General features: G+C 56.9%; 11 protein-coding genes. 7 read left to right on the forward strand and 4 right to left on the reverse strand.

The genetic code is table 11. The features are described 5' to 3' along the window. Window positions 1-305 precede the first annotated feature (305 nt). Entirely contained in the window at window positions 306-2,219 is a 1,914-nt protein-coding gene (gene iolC / locus ABVR31_RS01360; RefSeq protein WP_372771714.1) for a 5-dehydro-2-deoxygluconokinase, read from the reverse strand. Window positions 2,220-2,764: 545 nt separating this feature from the next. Between iolC and iolD the strand changes: the two genes are divergently transcribed. The 3 genes from iolD (at window position 2,765) to iolE (ending at window position 6,742) form a co-directional block, all read left to right on the forward strand. Then, complete coding sequence (iolD, locus tag ABVR31_RS01365) at window positions 2,765-4,699, forward strand: 3D-(3,5/4)-trihydroxycyclohexane-1,2-dione acylhydrolase (decyclizing) (RefSeq protein WP_021507393.1); 1,935 nt, start codon at window positions 2,765-2,767, stop codon at window positions 4,697-4,699. Between the two features lie 63 nt (window positions 4,700-4,762). Then, window positions 4,763-5,776, forward strand: a complete 1,014-nt coding sequence (locus ABVR31_RS01370; protein ID WP_021507394.1) for a Gfo/Idh/MocA family protein — start codon at window positions 4,763-4,765, stop codon at window positions 5,774-5,776. A gap of 69 nt (window positions 5,777-5,845) precedes the next feature. Then, window positions 5,846-6,742 carry a myo-inosose-2 dehydratase gene (iolE, locus tag ABVR31_RS01375; RefSeq protein ID WP_058770955.1) on the forward strand — a complete coding sequence of 299 codons (897 nt, stop codon included), beginning with the start codon at window positions 5,846-5,848 and terminating at the stop codon, window positions 6,740-6,742. 110 nt (window positions 6,743-6,852) lie between these two features. Here the strand turns inward: iolE and ABVR31_RS01380 are convergent, their stop codons facing one another. The 3 genes from ABVR31_RS01380 to glpD all read right to left on the reverse strand — a co-directional run bounded on the left by ABVR31_RS01380 (window position 6,853) and on the right by glpD (window position 9,839). Next, window positions 6,853-7,311 carry a DUF943 family protein gene (locus ABVR31_RS01380; protein WP_372771715.1) on the reverse strand — a complete coding sequence of 153 codons (459 nt, stop codon included), beginning with the start codon at window positions 7,309-7,311 and terminating at the stop codon, window positions 6,853-6,855. Beyond that, the gene (locus tag ABVR31_RS01385; RefSeq protein WP_372771716.1) at window positions 7,311-8,150 is read right to left on the reverse strand and encodes a DUF3289 family protein; all 840 of its coding nucleotides are present in this window, start codon (window positions 8,148-8,150) and stop codon (window positions 7,311-7,313) included. The genes ABVR31_RS01380 and ABVR31_RS01385 overlap by 1 nt, the downstream gene beginning before the upstream one ends. Window positions 8,151-8,330: 180 nt before the next feature. After that, the gene (glpD, locus tag ABVR31_RS01390; protein ID WP_021507397.1) at window positions 8,331-9,839 is read right to left on the reverse strand and encodes a glycerol-3-phosphate dehydrogenase; all 1,509 of its coding nucleotides are present in this window, start codon (window positions 9,837-9,839) and stop codon (window positions 8,331-8,333) included. Between the two features lie 227 nt (window positions 9,840-10,066). On the opposite strand from glpD, the gene glpE reads away from it, so the two are divergent. The 4 genes from glpE (at window position 10,067) to malP (ending at window position 14,670) form a co-directional block, all read left to right on the forward strand. Further along, window positions 10,067-10,393, forward strand: coding sequence for a thiosulfate sulfurtransferase GlpE (gene glpE, locus ABVR31_RS01395; RefSeq protein ID WP_021313438.1), 327 nt, complete (start codon window positions 10,067-10,069; stop codon window positions 10,391-10,393). A gap of 32 nt (window positions 10,394-10,425) precedes the next feature. Continuing rightward, window positions 10,426-11,250 carry a rhomboid family intramembrane serine protease GlpG gene (gene glpG / locus ABVR31_RS01400; protein WP_058759383.1) on the forward strand — a complete coding sequence of 275 codons (825 nt, stop codon included), beginning with the start codon at window positions 10,426-10,428 and terminating at the stop codon, window positions 11,248-11,250. 43 nt (window positions 11,251-11,293) lie between these two features. Further along, window positions 11,294-12,052, forward strand: coding sequence for a DeoR/GlpR family transcriptional regulator (locus ABVR31_RS01405; RefSeq protein WP_058759319.1), 759 nt, complete (start codon window positions 11,294-11,296; stop codon window positions 12,050-12,052). Between the two features lie 212 nt (window positions 12,053-12,264). Further along, window positions 12,265-14,670, forward strand: a complete 2,406-nt coding sequence (malP, locus tag ABVR31_RS01410) for a maltodextrin phosphorylase (RefSeq protein WP_372771717.1) — start codon at window positions 12,265-12,267, stop codon at window positions 14,668-14,670. Window positions 14,671-14,719: the final 49 nt, after the last annotated feature.

Here is a 14,719-nt window from a genome sequence, read left to right on the forward strand (position 1 = left end):
GGGCTGGTACAATGCTTAACGACCTGCCTGAACGGCTCCCTCACCCTAACCCTCTCCCGCAGGCGGGAGAGGGAACAGTCCGGAGCGGTTTATGAGACAGGTCGCAAGGTTTTGCTTCTTCATTCAGTGAGAGAGGGGACAGTCCGGAGCGGTCTGACCGGTCTGACAGGACTGGCACAATGCTTAACGACCTGCCTGAACGGCTCCCTCTCCCGGTGGGAGAGGGCGGGGGTGAGGGCATCCGCTCGCAACACACTAAAAAGCGGCCCGTCAGGCCGCTTCTCAGTACATCCTCTTCAAATCCGTCAGCCGCGCGCGGCGCGCCAGTAGCCAATCAGGCGCAGATAATTGCCTTTCACGGTCTCAATCAGCCCCTTATCATCCAGCTCACCGTTCAGCCACTGGCGTGACGGCTGGCCAAAAATGGTGCGACCCACGGCAAAACCTTTCACCCACGTCGCCTGCGCGGCGGCGGCGAAGCCGGCTTTCAGCTTCTCTTCCGGCGCATCAAGGCCGAGTAACAGAATGCCGCGACAGTGCGGATCCTGCTGCTCAATCAGCTCGCCGATCGCCTGCCAGCTCTCCGCCGTCAGCGGTGGTAGCTTCCACCAGTCCGGCTGCACGCCCAGGCTATAGAAGTGGCTCAGCATGTCGTAATAGTAGGACTCGTTACGGTCCGGGTTGCTCTCCGGCAGAATCACTTCCAGCAGCAGCTCGTGCCCGCTTTTGTTACAGCTGCGCCACACGTCAAGAACCAGCTCGTCCTGCTCTTTACGCAGTTCAGCACTGTCATGGGGATGATAAAACACCAGGCACTTGACGACGTGTTCGGCCGGCCAGTCCACCAGCTGAGAGCCAATATTGCCGTGCTCAAGACGCAGTGGTCGTGAGCTCGGCAGCTCGATGGGCCGCCCAATCCACCAGTGCTTGCCGGTGATGGCGTTGAGCGCTTTCTGGCCGTACGTGGTATCCGCCAGGATGCCACTCTTCTCATTGAGACCGGCTTCGTTAGCCGCCTCCTGTGCCGCCTGCAGCAGCAGCAGTTTCAGTTGCGGAATGCGCTCCTCGCTGACACCCGCTTCGCGCGCCATATCGGCCAGCTGTTTACGGTGGTCAAAGGCGAACACATTCAGCTCCGGCCACTGCTGCTTACGCGTGGTAACGCGATGCAGATGATTGAGGCGCGCGTCCAGATCCGGGCGTTTCACCGCGTTATCGCGGCTGAGGAAATCGTCCAGCTCTTCTTTCGTTGGCATCGCCGGCGCACAGCCGTGACGGGATACCACCAGCGCGCCACAGGCGTTGGCGTAGCGGCACGCCTGCTCCCAGCTCTCATCGTTGAGCCAGCCGCGCAGCAGGCCCGACATAAACGCATCGCCGGCGCCCAGCACGTTGAGCACCTCAACGCGCACGCCGCTGTGCAGGCGCGTCTGTTCCCAGCTATCGGGAATCTCGCCCTCAAACACCACACAACCCAGCGGCCCGCGTTTGCAGACCAGCGTGGCGCTGCTGGCCTTACGTACATTTTTCAGCGCGGTCAGCGTATCGGTACTGCCACCGGCGATATGGAACTCTTCTTCCGTTCCGACGATCAGATCGAAATAGTGCACTACTTCCTGCAGCTGCTGCGTCACCTGGCCGGATTCGATGAAACGCGTTTCACCGTCACCCAGTGACGTAAGACCCCATAGCACCGGGCGATAATCGATATCCAGCGCGGTGCGCAGGCCGTTGCGCCGGGCGATATCCAGCGCTTTCAGCACCGCCGCCCGCGTGTCCGGATGCGACAGGTGGGTGCCGGTTACCGCCACGGCGCGGGACGAGGTAATGAACTCTTCGCGAATGTCCTCGGGAACCAGCCCCATATCCGCACAGTTGTCGCGATAGAAAATCAGCGGAAAGGTCTCTTCGTCTTTGATGCCGAGAATCACCAGCCCGGTCAGGCGCTGCTTATCGGTGATCAGCCCGTCAGTATTGCAGCCCACGCGCTGCAGCTCTTCACGCAGGAAGCGGCCATTATGTTCGTCACCGACGCGTGCCAGCATCGCCGACTTCAGCCCCTGAATCGCGGTGCCATAGGCTACGTTGCCGGAAGAGCCGCCGAGGTATTTGTTAAAGCTGTTCATATCTTCCAGGCGCGAGCCAATTTGCTGGCCGTAAAGATCGACGGCGATGCGTCCAATACAAATCACATCAAGCCGCTTCTGTTGTGTACTCATACTGATGGTTTCCTTCTGTGATAAGCAGACACGGCGGGCGCTGCCGCCCACTATCAAGCGCAATGCTTCCGGGGTCTCAGGGTGCCTGACTGGCTATGTGGGCAGTATGAGGAATAAAAATTCCAAAAACAATATGAAATGAAACATCCATCGCGATTTTGTGAGCCAGGTAAAACTCTTGTGTCGCTACCTTTCCCGCCCTTTACGGCTTGCCCGTCTCGCGGTTGCTCTGGCTTGTGAGCCAGCTCGCAGGAAATGATGACGGATGAGAGGAAGCTGCTGACGTGAAATGAAATTTCGTTATGATGGCTGAGGCACAGCAGGCTGTTTCACTTTGCTGTCATCCCGTCCCGTCATCGCCCGCGTTTCAGCGCCGAATTTGATCTTCATCGCAAAATGAAATGTTTCTTCTGTAATCAGGTTTAATGGAAAAAACATTTGTTTATAATCGCCACACGTTTCACTTAGCGTCGGGCGCGTTTTCACCGCCGACCCGAACTGCGTCGTACCCCCTGAGCGGGTACCACATGTAAAGGAAGAAGCATATGGGCACTATCAGACTGACTACCGCACAGGCGCTGGTGAAATTTCTGGATAACCAGTACCTGAACGTTGACGGCGTTGAAACCAAATTCGTGCACGGCATCTTTGCTATTTTCGGCCACGGCAATGTGCTCGGCCTCGGCCAGGCGCTGGAGCAGGACAGCGGCGATTTACAGGTGTATCAGGGCCGTAACGAGCAGGGTATGGCGCACGCTGCCATCGGTTTTGCCCGGCAGTCGCTGCGCCGTCAAATCATTGCCTGTACCTCTTCCGTCGGACCGGGTGCCGCCAACATGATTACCGCGGCAGCCACGGCAACAGCCAACCGGATTCCACTGCTGCTGCTGCCGGGCGATGTGTTCGCCACGCGCCAGCCGGACCCGGTGCTGCAGCAGATCGAGCAGAGTCACGATCTCAGCATCAGCACCAACGATGCCTTCCGCGCAGTGAGTAAATACTGGGACCGCGTGAGCCGTCCGGAACAGCTGATGACCGCCTGTATCAATGCGCTGCGCGTGCTGACCGATCCGGCGGAAACCGGGGCGGTAACGCTGGCGCTGCCGCAGGATGTGCAGGGCGAAGCCTGGGATTTCCCGGAATACTTCTTCCAGAAACGCGTGCATTTGCTTGACCGGCGTCTGCCGACGGCGGCCCAGCTGGACGCGGCGCTGGCATTGATTGCGCGTAAGCACAAGCCGCTGATTGTAGTGGGTGGCGGCGTGAAATACTCCGATGCCGGTCAGGCGCTGCTGAGCTTTGCCGAGCGTTTCAATATTCCATTTGCCGAAACGCAGGCCGGCAAAGGCACCATCGTTTCCGACCATCCGCTGAACGTGGGCGGCGTGGGTGAAACCGGCTGTCTGGCGGCGAACCTGCTGGCTAAAGAGGCCGATCTAGTGATCGGTATTGGTACGCGCTATACCGATTTCACTACGGCTTCAAAATGGATCTTCCAGCATCCGGAAATCAGCTACCTCAACATTAACGTCAACAACTTCGACAGCTACAAGCTGGATGGCGTGCAGCTGCTGGCGGATGCACGCGAAGGATTAACCGCGCTGGAAGCCGGACTGAACGGCTTTGAGAATCACTGGGGTGGTCAGATTGAACAGGCGCAGAGCAAGCTGCTGAAAGAGACGCAGCGCGTGTACGCCGCCACTTTCAACACCGACGACTTTATTCCGGAAATCGCTGACCACATCGATCGCACCGCGCTGTTCGCCGAGTTTGAGCGTTTGACAAAGTCGGTGCTGACGCAGAGCAGCGTGCTGGGCACCTTAAACGAACAGCTGCCAAAGGATGCGGTTATTGTCGCCGCCGCCGGCAGTCTGCCGGGTGACCTGCAGCGCGTATGGCGCACCAAAGATTACAACGCGTATCACGTTGAGTACGGCTACTCGTGCATGGGTTACGAAGTGAATGCCGCGCTGGGCGTGAAGCTGGCACAGCCGCAGCGCGAAGTCTACGCCATGGTGGGTGACGGCTCGTTCATGATGCTGCACTCCGAGCTGGTCACCTCGATTCAGGAAGGGGCGAAAATCAACGTCATCCTGCTGGATAACATGACCAATGGCTGCATCAACAACCTGCAGATGGAACACGGCATGGACAGTTTCAACACCGAGTTCCGCTTCCGTAATCCGCAGGGCGGCAAGCTGGATGGCGGCTTCGTGCCGGTTGATTTCGCGGCGATAGCCGCCGGCTACGGCTGTAAAACCTACCGTGTCACCACGCTGGAGCAGCTGAAGGCGGCGCTGGAAGATGCGCAGCAGCAGACGGTTTCGACCCTGATTGACATCAAAGTGCTGCCAAAAACCATGGTGCACAAATACTTCAGCTGGTGGCACGTCGGCGTGGCGCAGGCTTCCACCTCAGAGCGGACGCAGCAGGTGGCCGACAAGCTCAATCAGCATATTCAACAGGCGCGTAAGTACTAACCCTTTTCAGGCCGGCGCTGCCCGGCCGTTTTACCCTACTTATCCGACTCTACAGGTGTAATTATGACGCTCAAACTCGGTGTAATCGGTACCGGCGCAATTGGTCAGGAACATATTCGTCGCTGCAACAACGTGCTGCAGGGCGCAAAAGTGGTGGCGGTTTCAGACATCAATGTGGAAGGTGCACGCGCGGCGCTGCAGCGGCTGAATATCCAGGCCGAAGTGTATCAGGATGGTCATCAGGTGATTAACTCGCCGGAAGTGGATGCCGTGCTGGTGACCTCGTGGGACCCGACGCATGAAGAGTTCACGCTGGCCGCGATTGCCGCCGGGAAACCGGTGTTCTGCGAGAAGCCGCTGGCGCTGAGCGCGGAGGGCTGCCGTCGCATTGTCGACGCCGAGATCGCGCACGGCAAACGTCTGGTGCAGGTAGGGTTTATGCGCCCGTATGATGCCGGCTATCGCGCGCTGAAAAAGGTGATCACCGACGGTGACATCGGCGAGCCGCTGATGCTGCACTGCGCGCACCGTAATCAGAGCGTCGGCGAGAATTACACCACCGACATGGCCATCACCAACACCCTGATTCACGAGCTGGATGTCCTGCGCTGGCTGACCGAGGACGATTACAAGAGCGTGCAGGTGGTGTTCCCGCGCACGACCTCAAAGTCACACGCGAAGCTGAAAGATCCGCAGATCGTGCTGTTTGAAACGCAGAAGGGCATCCGCATCGATGTGGAGATCTTTGTGAACTGCGCGTACGGCTATGACATTCAGTGTGAAGTGGTGGGCGAAGAGGGCATCGCCAGACTGCCGGAGCCATCGGCCATTCAGATGCGCAAAGATGCCCGCCTTGGCAACGCGCTGCTGACCGACTGGAAAGATCGCTTTATCGACGCCTACGACGTTGAGCTGCAGGCGTTTATCAATGATGTGAAAGCAGGCCAGCTGAGCGGGCCTTCCGCCTGGGATGGCTTTGCCGCCTCGGTGGCTGCCGATGCCTGCCTGAAGGCGCAAACAAGCGGCGCGATTGAGCCCGTTGCCATGCCGCCGCGTCCGGCGTTTTACCAGAAATAATCAGGCGCGTGCGCTAAACCTATCCACGGCAGCGGATTACCGCTGCCTCTCTGTATCAGGGAGCTGAAAATGAACCAAGAGAACGTCAAACTGGCGATTGCGCCGATTGGCTGGACCAACGACGACATGCCGGAACTCGGCAGCGAAAATACTTTCCAGCAAACGGTCAGCGAGATGGCGCTGGCGGGTTTCACCGGTAGCGAAGTGGGCAGCAAGTATCCGCGCGATCCGGCGGTGCTGAAGCCGATGCTGGATATCCGCGGTATGCAGATTTGTAACGCCTGGTTTAGTACCTTTTTTGCCAACGGTGACAAAGCGAAAACCATCGATCAGTTCATCAATCACATGAATTTCCTGCACGCCATGGGCGCGCGCGTGATTGGCTGCTCGGAACAGAGCAAAAGCATTCAGGGCACGTCGCTGCCGGTGCTGGAGCAGAAGCCGGTTTTCACGGACGAAGAGTGGCGCCTGACGGCAGAAGGTTACAACGAACTGGCGGCGATCGCAGCGCAGAAAGGGATGCGCGTGACGCTGCATCATCACATGGGCACCGGCATTCAGACGCCAGCCGAGATCGACCGTTTTATGGCAATGACCAACGATAACGTCGGTCTGCTGTACGACACCGGCCACATTTACTACTCCGAAGGATCACAGCAGGTGATGCTGGATGTGCTGACCCAGCATCTGCCGCGTATTTTCCACGTGCATCTGAAGGATGTGCGTGACAGCGTGGTGGCAGAGGTGCGCGCAAACTCGCTGTCGTTCCTCGACGGAGTGAAGAAAGGCACCTTCACCGTACCAGGCGATGGCGTGATCGATTTCAAACCGGTATTCAAAATCCTCGATGATTACGGCTACAAAGGCTGGATGGTCGTCGAAGCGGAGCAGGATCCGGCCATCGCTAACCCATTCGAATATGCAGTGAAAGCCCGTAAATATATTCGTGACAATGCCGGGCTGTAAGTTTGCGTGTTAATTAGCGCAATGAATTGCGCCGCTACGGTAAATTCGGCAGTGACTTTCGTCATTATCGACCGCACACACTGTAGCGGCGCGATTTATCGCGCTATGTATCAATTGCTCTTCTGCAATCGACTCATTTCATTTTCTTTATTCACTGTGTAATCTCCTGAATCCAGTGAGAACATCACGCCACCATCCTGCGTCCGCTGAATTTTCATCAGTAAATTTTTATCCAGACAATTAGCAGGAGGCTGCATTTGCTTAAAACAAATACGGTCTTCTTTTTCCAATGGCTGATATCCTACACCTGATGCATAAAAATAGTAGGTGATGGGGCCATTTTGATTAAAGGCTTTAATATTGTATTTTAATGTTATTTGCTGCTGGTGACTCAACCACCACCTTATTTTTTTATCGTCAGAGTAAGGCAGGTGATCGACGATAATTGATGCAGAATAGTAATCCTGGTGAACGTCAATGACGTTAACTTCCCTGAAGTTCAGGTAGCAATATATGCCACTGGCTAATGCAACAAGCAGAATTAATCCTGCCCATGTCTTCCTGTTCATTAACGGCCGCCTTCAATATCTATCACAGCATCCATGTTCGTCAGAAAAGGACGAAAGCCAAATTTATCATAACGTTGTAAGGTGAACCATATCTTAAAAAACTGAAACTGTCTGAATTTATGCTTGTGAATATCATGCGTATCCAGACCGAAATGATCCTGTCCGCTGAAGCGCATTTTTGCCCTCCAGCGCGCACCATTAACGTCAAGACTCAATATGTCAATTTTGGTAGCATAAACATCATGAACAGTAATGCCTAAACCATTTATTTTATCCATGATTAATGAATCGAACTTAGGCAGGATTGAGTTATTAATGGCAGAATTAATATCACCTATATTTTTCAATGGCAGGCCTTTGATACCAAAATCAATATTAACATTGAGGGTGTCGATTATGGCTTTGTGTGTGCTGTTTATGCTTCTGTCGTTCATAATTTTGTCCCGATATGCCATATCCAGCGACAAATCCCGAAACGGCAGGCCGCTGGAGCGCATAAAATGCTCCAGCATCTTATTTATCAGGAAACGTTGCGGGCCAACAAGCGCGAAAGGTAATGACGTGGTTTGCATCTCAGCAAACAGCAGCCTGGCGCACTCCAGCGGTGAAAGCTTTTCGCCAGGTTTCGCATAAGCACCAGCAAAGCGCGACTGGGGATTATGGAAGGGATGCAGCCGCGTCATGTTCCACGGGTCGATCACATTGGAAATGTGGGTGAGGCCGAATTCGTTTTTCATCCGGCGTTCACAGATATCGCCGTAGCGCATATCGTCAGCGCCATAGTCATTAAACATGCGCTGTGTGGTGAAGATATTGAGCGGAAAAGTGGCTAAATCCATGCGTGATACTCCCTGTCACTGACGAGTCCGTTAATCCAGTCGCGGATTATTTAGTCAGTAAGCGGAGCGGTTAGAATTGATCTGGTGCAGTGCCTTGTGTGAATAACCTCTCGCCGACACAAAAAGAGAAAAAATAAAAACCCCGCGCGGTGGCGGGGTTGAGGACAATGCTTAAGGCGATTACGAAGCCAGCGACAGCGCCGGTTTCTGGCCGTTTTCCGCCAGCCAGTCGCGGATGCGCGCCTGTTCGGCTTCGCTCAGCCACATACCCTGCTTGGTACGGCGCCAGATGGCGTCGTCCAGCTCGCGCACCCACTCGTGTTTCACCAGGTAACGCAGTTCGGCTTCATAGAATTCGTGGCCAAAGTTTTCACCCAGATCTTCACGGCTCTTCGCGCCTTCCAGCAGCACTTCAGTACGGCTGCCGTAGGTGCGGGCAAAGTGACGCGCCATGCCTTCGCTGATGAACGGATAGCGACGGCGCAGGCTGGCAGCGTAATCTTCACGCGTACCGGAGAAATCACCGCCTGGCAGCACGGCGTTTTTGGTCCACGCCGGACCGGCATCAGGGTAGTATTTCGCCAGTTTCTCCAGCGCATGCTCCGCCAGCTTGCGATAGGTGGTCAGCTTGCCGCCGAACACGGAAAGCAGCGGTGCCTGGCCATTGTCGTCGTGCACGTCCAGCGTGTAATCACGGGTGATCGCCTGCGGTGAATCGGATTCATCATCGCACAGCGGACGCACGCCGGAGTAGGTCCAGACGATGTCGTCACTGGTCAGTTGCTTTTTAAAGTGCGCGTTATACACCTTCAGCAGGTAGCTGATTTCATTGTCATCGATTTTGACATTTTTCGGATCGCCTTGGTATTCGACGTCGGTGGTACCGATGATTGAAAACTCATCCATCCACGGAATCACAAACACGATACGGTTATCTTCGTTCTGCAGAATGTAAGCCTGCTTTTCGGTGTGCACGCGCGGCACCACGATATGGCTGCCTTTGATCAGGCGAATACCGTACGGCGATTTCAGCTTCAGGCCATCGTCAAAGAACTGTTTCACCCACGGACCGGCGGCGTTAACCAGCCCTTTGGCGCGCCAGGTGTAGGTTTTGCCGGTATCGACGTCTTCCGCTTCCACCATCCACAGGCCGGCTTCACGCCAGGCGCGGGTAACGCGGGTGCGGGTGCGTACTTCGCCGCCCTGTTTCACCACTTCCTGCGCGTTAAGCACCACCATGCGCGCATCGTCTACCCAGCAGTCGGAATATTCGAAACCGCGCGTAATTTCAGGCTTCAGGGCCGATTCCGCGCCAAAACGCAGACCTTTACTGCCTGGCAGCGTAGTGCGCTTACCGAGGCGATCGTACATAAACAGGCCCATGCGGATCATCCACGCCGGACGCAGATGCGGGCGGTGTGGCAGACGGAAACGCATCGGGAAGGCGATGTGCGGCGCCATTTTCAGCAGCACTTCACGTTCGGCCAGCGCTTCGCCCACCAAACGGAATTCGTAATGTTCCAGATAGCGCAGGCCACCGTGAATCAGCTTGGAACTGGCAGAGGAGGTTGCACAGGCCAAATCCCGCGCCTCCAGCATTAGCACTGACAGGCCGCGTCCTGCAGCATCCACTGCAATGCCGGCACCGTTGATGCCGCCGCCGATCACGATCAGGTCTTTGGTTTCCACGTCATCTCCTCCGATGTTCGGAATAGTTCTAAAATGTTCGTTTTCGAGCGTAATAATAATCGGAAACCAACATTGACGCCAGCGCTTAACTCAATAAAAACATTCTTGCGTGATATAGCTAACATTTCGGCAGGAAAAAAATCACATATCCACAGGATTTGTCAGGTTATGGCGGCGGCTTATCAGGGTAAACTAACGCCAATTGATGACGAGGTAATGAGAGACCCATGGAAACCTTCGAGTGTATTAACGTCCTGCAGGCTAACGAGCATCTGGCACAGGGAGCGCAACTGGTAGATATCCGCGATCCGCAAAGCTTCGCCATGGGCCATGCCACCGGTGCCCAACATCTGACCAATGACAACCTGGCGACGTTTATCGCCGGCGCCCGGCACGACCAGCCGGTGCTGGTGATGTGCTATCACGGTAACAGCAGTAAAGGCGCGGCGCAGTTCCTGTTAAGCCAGGGCTTTAGCGACGTCTACAGCATCGACGGCGGTTTTGATGCCTGGCGCGCGGCGTTTCCGACGCAGGTCGCCACCGGCAGCCTCTGATTGACCGATTAAAGGAAGGAGAGCACCGCATGATGCGCATCACCCAGTTTAACCAGCCGCGCATGGCGCAGGCGTTTGTGGATTACATGGCGACGCGTGGCGTCACGCTGCGCATTGAGCGCGAAAGTCACTGTGTCATTGTGCTGGATGACGACAGCAAGCTGGAGATGGTCGAAAACGAACTCGCGCAGTTCGTGCGCGATCCCAACCATCCACGCTATCAGGCGGCGAGCTGGCACAGCGGTACCACCGACAGCGGTCTGCGTTATGAGCGTGGCAATATCTGGGCAAACATTCGCGAACGCGCAGGTCCGCTCACACTGACCATCATGATCGCCTGCGTGGCGGTGTTTATCCTGATGCAGATTGTCGGCGACGATGTGGTACTCGGCTGGCTGGCCTGGCCGGCGGATTCCTCCCAGTATTTTCAGGTGTGGCGCTGGTTCAGCCACGCGCTGCTGCACTTCTCGCTGCTGCACATTCTGTTCAACCTGATGTGGTGGTGGTATCTCGGCGGTGCGGTAGAGAAGCGTCTCGGCAGCGGCAAGCTGTTCGTTATCATGCTGATTTCAGCGCTGCTGAGCGGCTGGATGCAGGCGAAATTCAGCGGCGTGCTGTTTGGCGGGCTGTCCGGCGTGGTCTATGCGCTGATGGGCTACTGCTGGCTGCGCGGCGAGCGCGATCCCGAAAGTGGCATTTATCTCGAGCGCGGCCTGATTGGCTTCGCTATTGTATGGCTGGTGATTGGCTGGTACGGCGCCTTTGGCCTGTCGATCGCGAACGCTGCGCACGTCACCGGTTTGCTGGTGGGGCTGGCAATGGCGTTCGTTGATACGCGCAAACGCGCACGTCGCTAGCAGCAGGATAAAAAGAACACGGCCTTGAGCCGAGGAGAGAGATGTGAAGCAGACGCAACGTCATGACGCCATTATCGATCTGGTCCGGCGTCAGGGGTATGTCAGTACGGAAGAGCTGGTGGATCACTTTGAGGTCAGCCCGCAGACTATCCGGCGCGATCTGAACGATCTGGCCGATCAAAACAAAATTCAGCGTCATCACGGCGGCGCAGCGCTGCCTTCCAGCTCGGAAAACACCGCGTGGCAGGATCGCAAAATGATGTGGTCGGCGGAAAAGGCACGCATCGCCGAGCGCGTGGCGAGCCAGATCCCGGACGGCGCAACGCTGTTTATTGATATCGGCACCACGCCGGAAGCGGTGGCGCATGCGCTGCTCAACCACAACAATCTGCGTATCGTCACCAACAACCTCAACGTGGCGATTTTGCTGATGGGCAAGCCGGATTTCCGCGTGATTATTGCCGGCGGTGAAGTGCGCACGCGCGACGGCGGTATCATGGGGGAAGCCACGCTCGATTTTATCTCTCAGTTCCGGCTCGATTACGGCATTCTCGGCATCAGCGGTATTGATATGGACGGTTCGCTGCTGGAGTTCGACTATCACGAAGTGCGCACCAAACGCGCCATTATCGAGAACTCGCGCTGCGTGATGCTGGTGGTGGATCACTCGAAGTTTGGCCGTAACGCCATGGTTAACCTTGGCAACATGAGCCTGATTGATTACCTGTATACCGATCAAACCCCGCCGTTAAGCGTACTGAAGGTGATTGAACAGCACGAAGTGCATCTGGAGCTGTGCTGATTTCCCAGGTGCGCATCAATGCGCACCCTGTGAGGCACCAGGTCATCGCGCTTATTGTAGGGTCGCCATTGATGGCGACCAGGCCGCAGCGGCACGCCTTTTTTCACTGCATCTTCATTTCCCTGTCGCTTTTTTCAGCGTCCCCGGCTTAACTTACTCTTTCAGATTTGCGCTTGCCCGTGTTTACCGTTTCGGATGCAAAGGGATGCACTATGTCGCCGCTAAAATTCAATAAAACCCGCTTTGACGCCGCGCTGACCCGCCAGTGGCAGCAGCTCGGACTGACTTCCGCCCGGCAGATGACGCCGCATCAATGGTGGCAGGCGCTCAGCCGGGCGCTGATGGAACTGCTCGCCGCACAGCCACCCGTGCCGCCGAAAAGCGCTCAGCGCCACGTTAATTATCTCTCGATGGAGTTTCTGCCCGGCCGGCTGACCGGCAATAACCTGCTCAATCTCGGCTGGTATAACGAGGTGGCTGCCGCGCTGGCAGAGCACGAGGTTGAGCTGAATGAACTGCTGGAGGAGGAGGTCGATCCGGCGCTGGGCAACGGCGGACTGGGACGGCTCGCGGCCTGCTACATGGATGCGATGGCGACGGTCGGCCAGCCGGCGATGGGGCACGGCCTCAACTATCAGTACGGCCTGTTTCGTCAGTCGTTCGTGGCCGGACAGCAGCACGAAGCGCCGGATGACTGGCAGCGCGATCGCTATCCGTGGTTCCGCCACAACGCGGCGCTGGATGTGCCGGTGGGGCTGGGCGGTAAGGTCAAAAAGCGCGACGACGGCAGCGTCGAGTGGCGTCCGGCACAGCAGCTGATCGGCCAGGCCTGGGATCTGCCGGTAATCGGCTATCGCAACGACATCACGCTGCCGCTGCGCCTGTGGCAAGCCACCAGTGCGCAGCCGTTTGACCTGACGCTGTTTAACGCCGGGAAATTCCTGCAGGCGGAGCAGCCGGGCATTGAAGCCGACAAGCTGACCAAAGTGCTCTATCCCAATGACAACCATGCGCCAGGTAAACGTCTCCGGCTGATGCAGCAGTATTTCCAGTGCGCCTGCGCGGTGAGCGACATACTGCGTCGTCACCGGCTGGCGGGCCGTGCGCTGCATACGCTGCCGGATTTCGAAGTGATTCAGCTCAACGATACCCATCCCACCATCGCTATTCCGGAGCTGCTGCGTCTGCTGCTGGATGAGCATGGCCTGAGCTGGGACGACGCCTGGCACATTACCAGCCGCACCTTTGCGTATACCAACCATACGCTGATGCCGGAGGCGCTGGAGCGCTGGCCGGCGAGCCTGCTGCGCGAACTGCTGCCGCGCCATCTGCAAATCATCAAACAGATCAATCGCCAGCTGAAGCAGCAGGTCAAACAGCGCTGGCCGAACGACAGTGCCCTCTGGCACAAGCTGGCGGTGGTGAGCGAAGGCGAAGTGCGCATGGCCAATCTGTGCGTGGTGAGCTGTTTCGCCGTCAACGGTGTGGCAGCGCTGCACTCGCAGCTGGTGGTTAACGATCTGTTCCCGGAATATCACCAGCTGTGGCCACACAAGTTTCATAACGTCACCAACGGCATTACGCCGCGCCGCTGGCTGAAGCAGTGCAACCCCCTGCTGTCCGCACTGATTGACGACAGCCTGCAGGTGGAGTGGGCCAACGATCTCGACGCGCTGGAATGGCTGGCGCCGCTGGCGAAGAAGAAAAGCTTTCGCCAGCAGTTCCGCACCATCAAGCAGCAAAACAAACTGCGGCTGACGGTGTACATCAAACGCGTGACCGGCATCGATATCAATCCGGACGCGCTATTTGATGTGCAGATCAAGCGCCTGCACGAATACAAACGCCAGCATCTCAGTCTGCTGCACATCCTGCACTGCTATCGCCAGCTGCGCGATAACCCGGACAATCCCGACTTCGTGCCGCGCGTCTTTCTGTTTGGCGCCAAGGCGGCGCCCGGCTATTTGCTGGCAAAAAACATTATCTGTGCCATCAATAAAGTCGCGGAGGTGATCAACAACGACCCGCTGGTGGGCGATCGCCTGAAGGTGGTGTTTGTGCCGGATTACCGGATTACCGCCGCCGAGCTGATGATTCCGGCAGCCGATCTCTCGGAGCAGATCTCCACGGCCGGTTACGAAGCCTCCGGTACCGGCAACATGAAGCTGGCGCTCAACGGCGCGCTGACGATTGGCACGCTGGACGGGGCTAACGTGGAGATTGCCGAGGCAGTCGGTGAGAAAAATATCTTTATCTTTGGCAACACGGTGGATGAGGTGAAAGCACTGAAGGCCGACGGTTACAGTCCGAAGAAACTGCGTAAGCACGATCGCTATCTCGACGGTTTGCTGAAGGAGCTGGAAAAGGGCAAATTCAGCGACGGCGACCGGCAGGTATTTGCGCCGCTGCTGGAGAGCCTGAGCAAACAGGGCGATCCGTGGCTGGTACTGGCCGATTTCGCCGCTTACATCGCGGCACAGCAGCGCGTCGAAGCGCTGTGGCGCGATCCGGAAGCGTGGACCAAAGCGGCGATTCTCAACACGGCGCATACCGGCCGCTTCAGTGCCGATCGTTCGATTCGCGATTATCAACAGCGTATCTGGCAGGCGGCGCGCTGAGCCGCCGGAAAATGACGCTGCATGCGTAATGTGCGCACGGCAACGAAGG

The organism is Pantoea sp. WEP, assembly GCF_041678305.1.
Taxonomy (GTDB): Bacteria; Pseudomonadota; Gammaproteobacteria; order Enterobacterales; family Enterobacteriaceae; genus Pantoea; species Pantoea dispersa.

What these genes read in the sequence shown, in the direction of transcription:
- ABVR31_RS01370 (WP_021507394.1), top strand. Translation starts at nt 4,763, where the DNA reads ATGACGCTCAAACTCGGTGTAATCGGTACCGGCGCAATTGGTCAGGAA.
- iolE (WP_058770955.1), top strand. Translation starts at nt 5,846, where the DNA reads ATGAACCAAGAGAACGTCAAACTGGCGATTGCGCCGATTGGCTGGACC.
- malP (WP_372771717.1), top strand. Translation starts at nt 12,265, where the DNA reads ATGTCGCCGCTAAAATTCAATAAAACCCGCTTTGACGCCGCGCTGACC.
- glpG (WP_058759383.1), top strand. Translation starts at nt 10,426, where the DNA reads ATGCGCATCACCCAGTTTAACCAGCCGCGCATGGCGCAGGCGTTTGTG.
- iolC (WP_372771714.1), bottom strand. Translation starts at nt 2,219, where the DNA reads ATGAGTACACAACAGAAGCGGCTTGATGTGATTTGTATTGGACGCATC.
- ABVR31_RS01380 (WP_372771715.1), bottom strand. Translation starts at nt 7,311, where the DNA reads ATGAACAGGAAGACATGGGCAGGATTAATTCTGCTTGTTGCATTAGCC.
- iolD (WP_021507393.1), top strand. Translation starts at nt 2,765, where the DNA reads ATGGGCACTATCAGACTGACTACCGCACAGGCGCTGGTGAAATTTCTG.
- ABVR31_RS01385 (WP_372771716.1), bottom strand. Translation starts at nt 8,150, where the DNA reads ATGGATTTAGCCACTTTTCCGCTCAATATCTTCACCACACAGCGCATG.
- glpE (WP_021313438.1), top strand. Translation starts at nt 10,067, where the DNA reads ATGGAAACCTTCGAGTGTATTAACGTCCTGCAGGCTAACGAGCATCTG.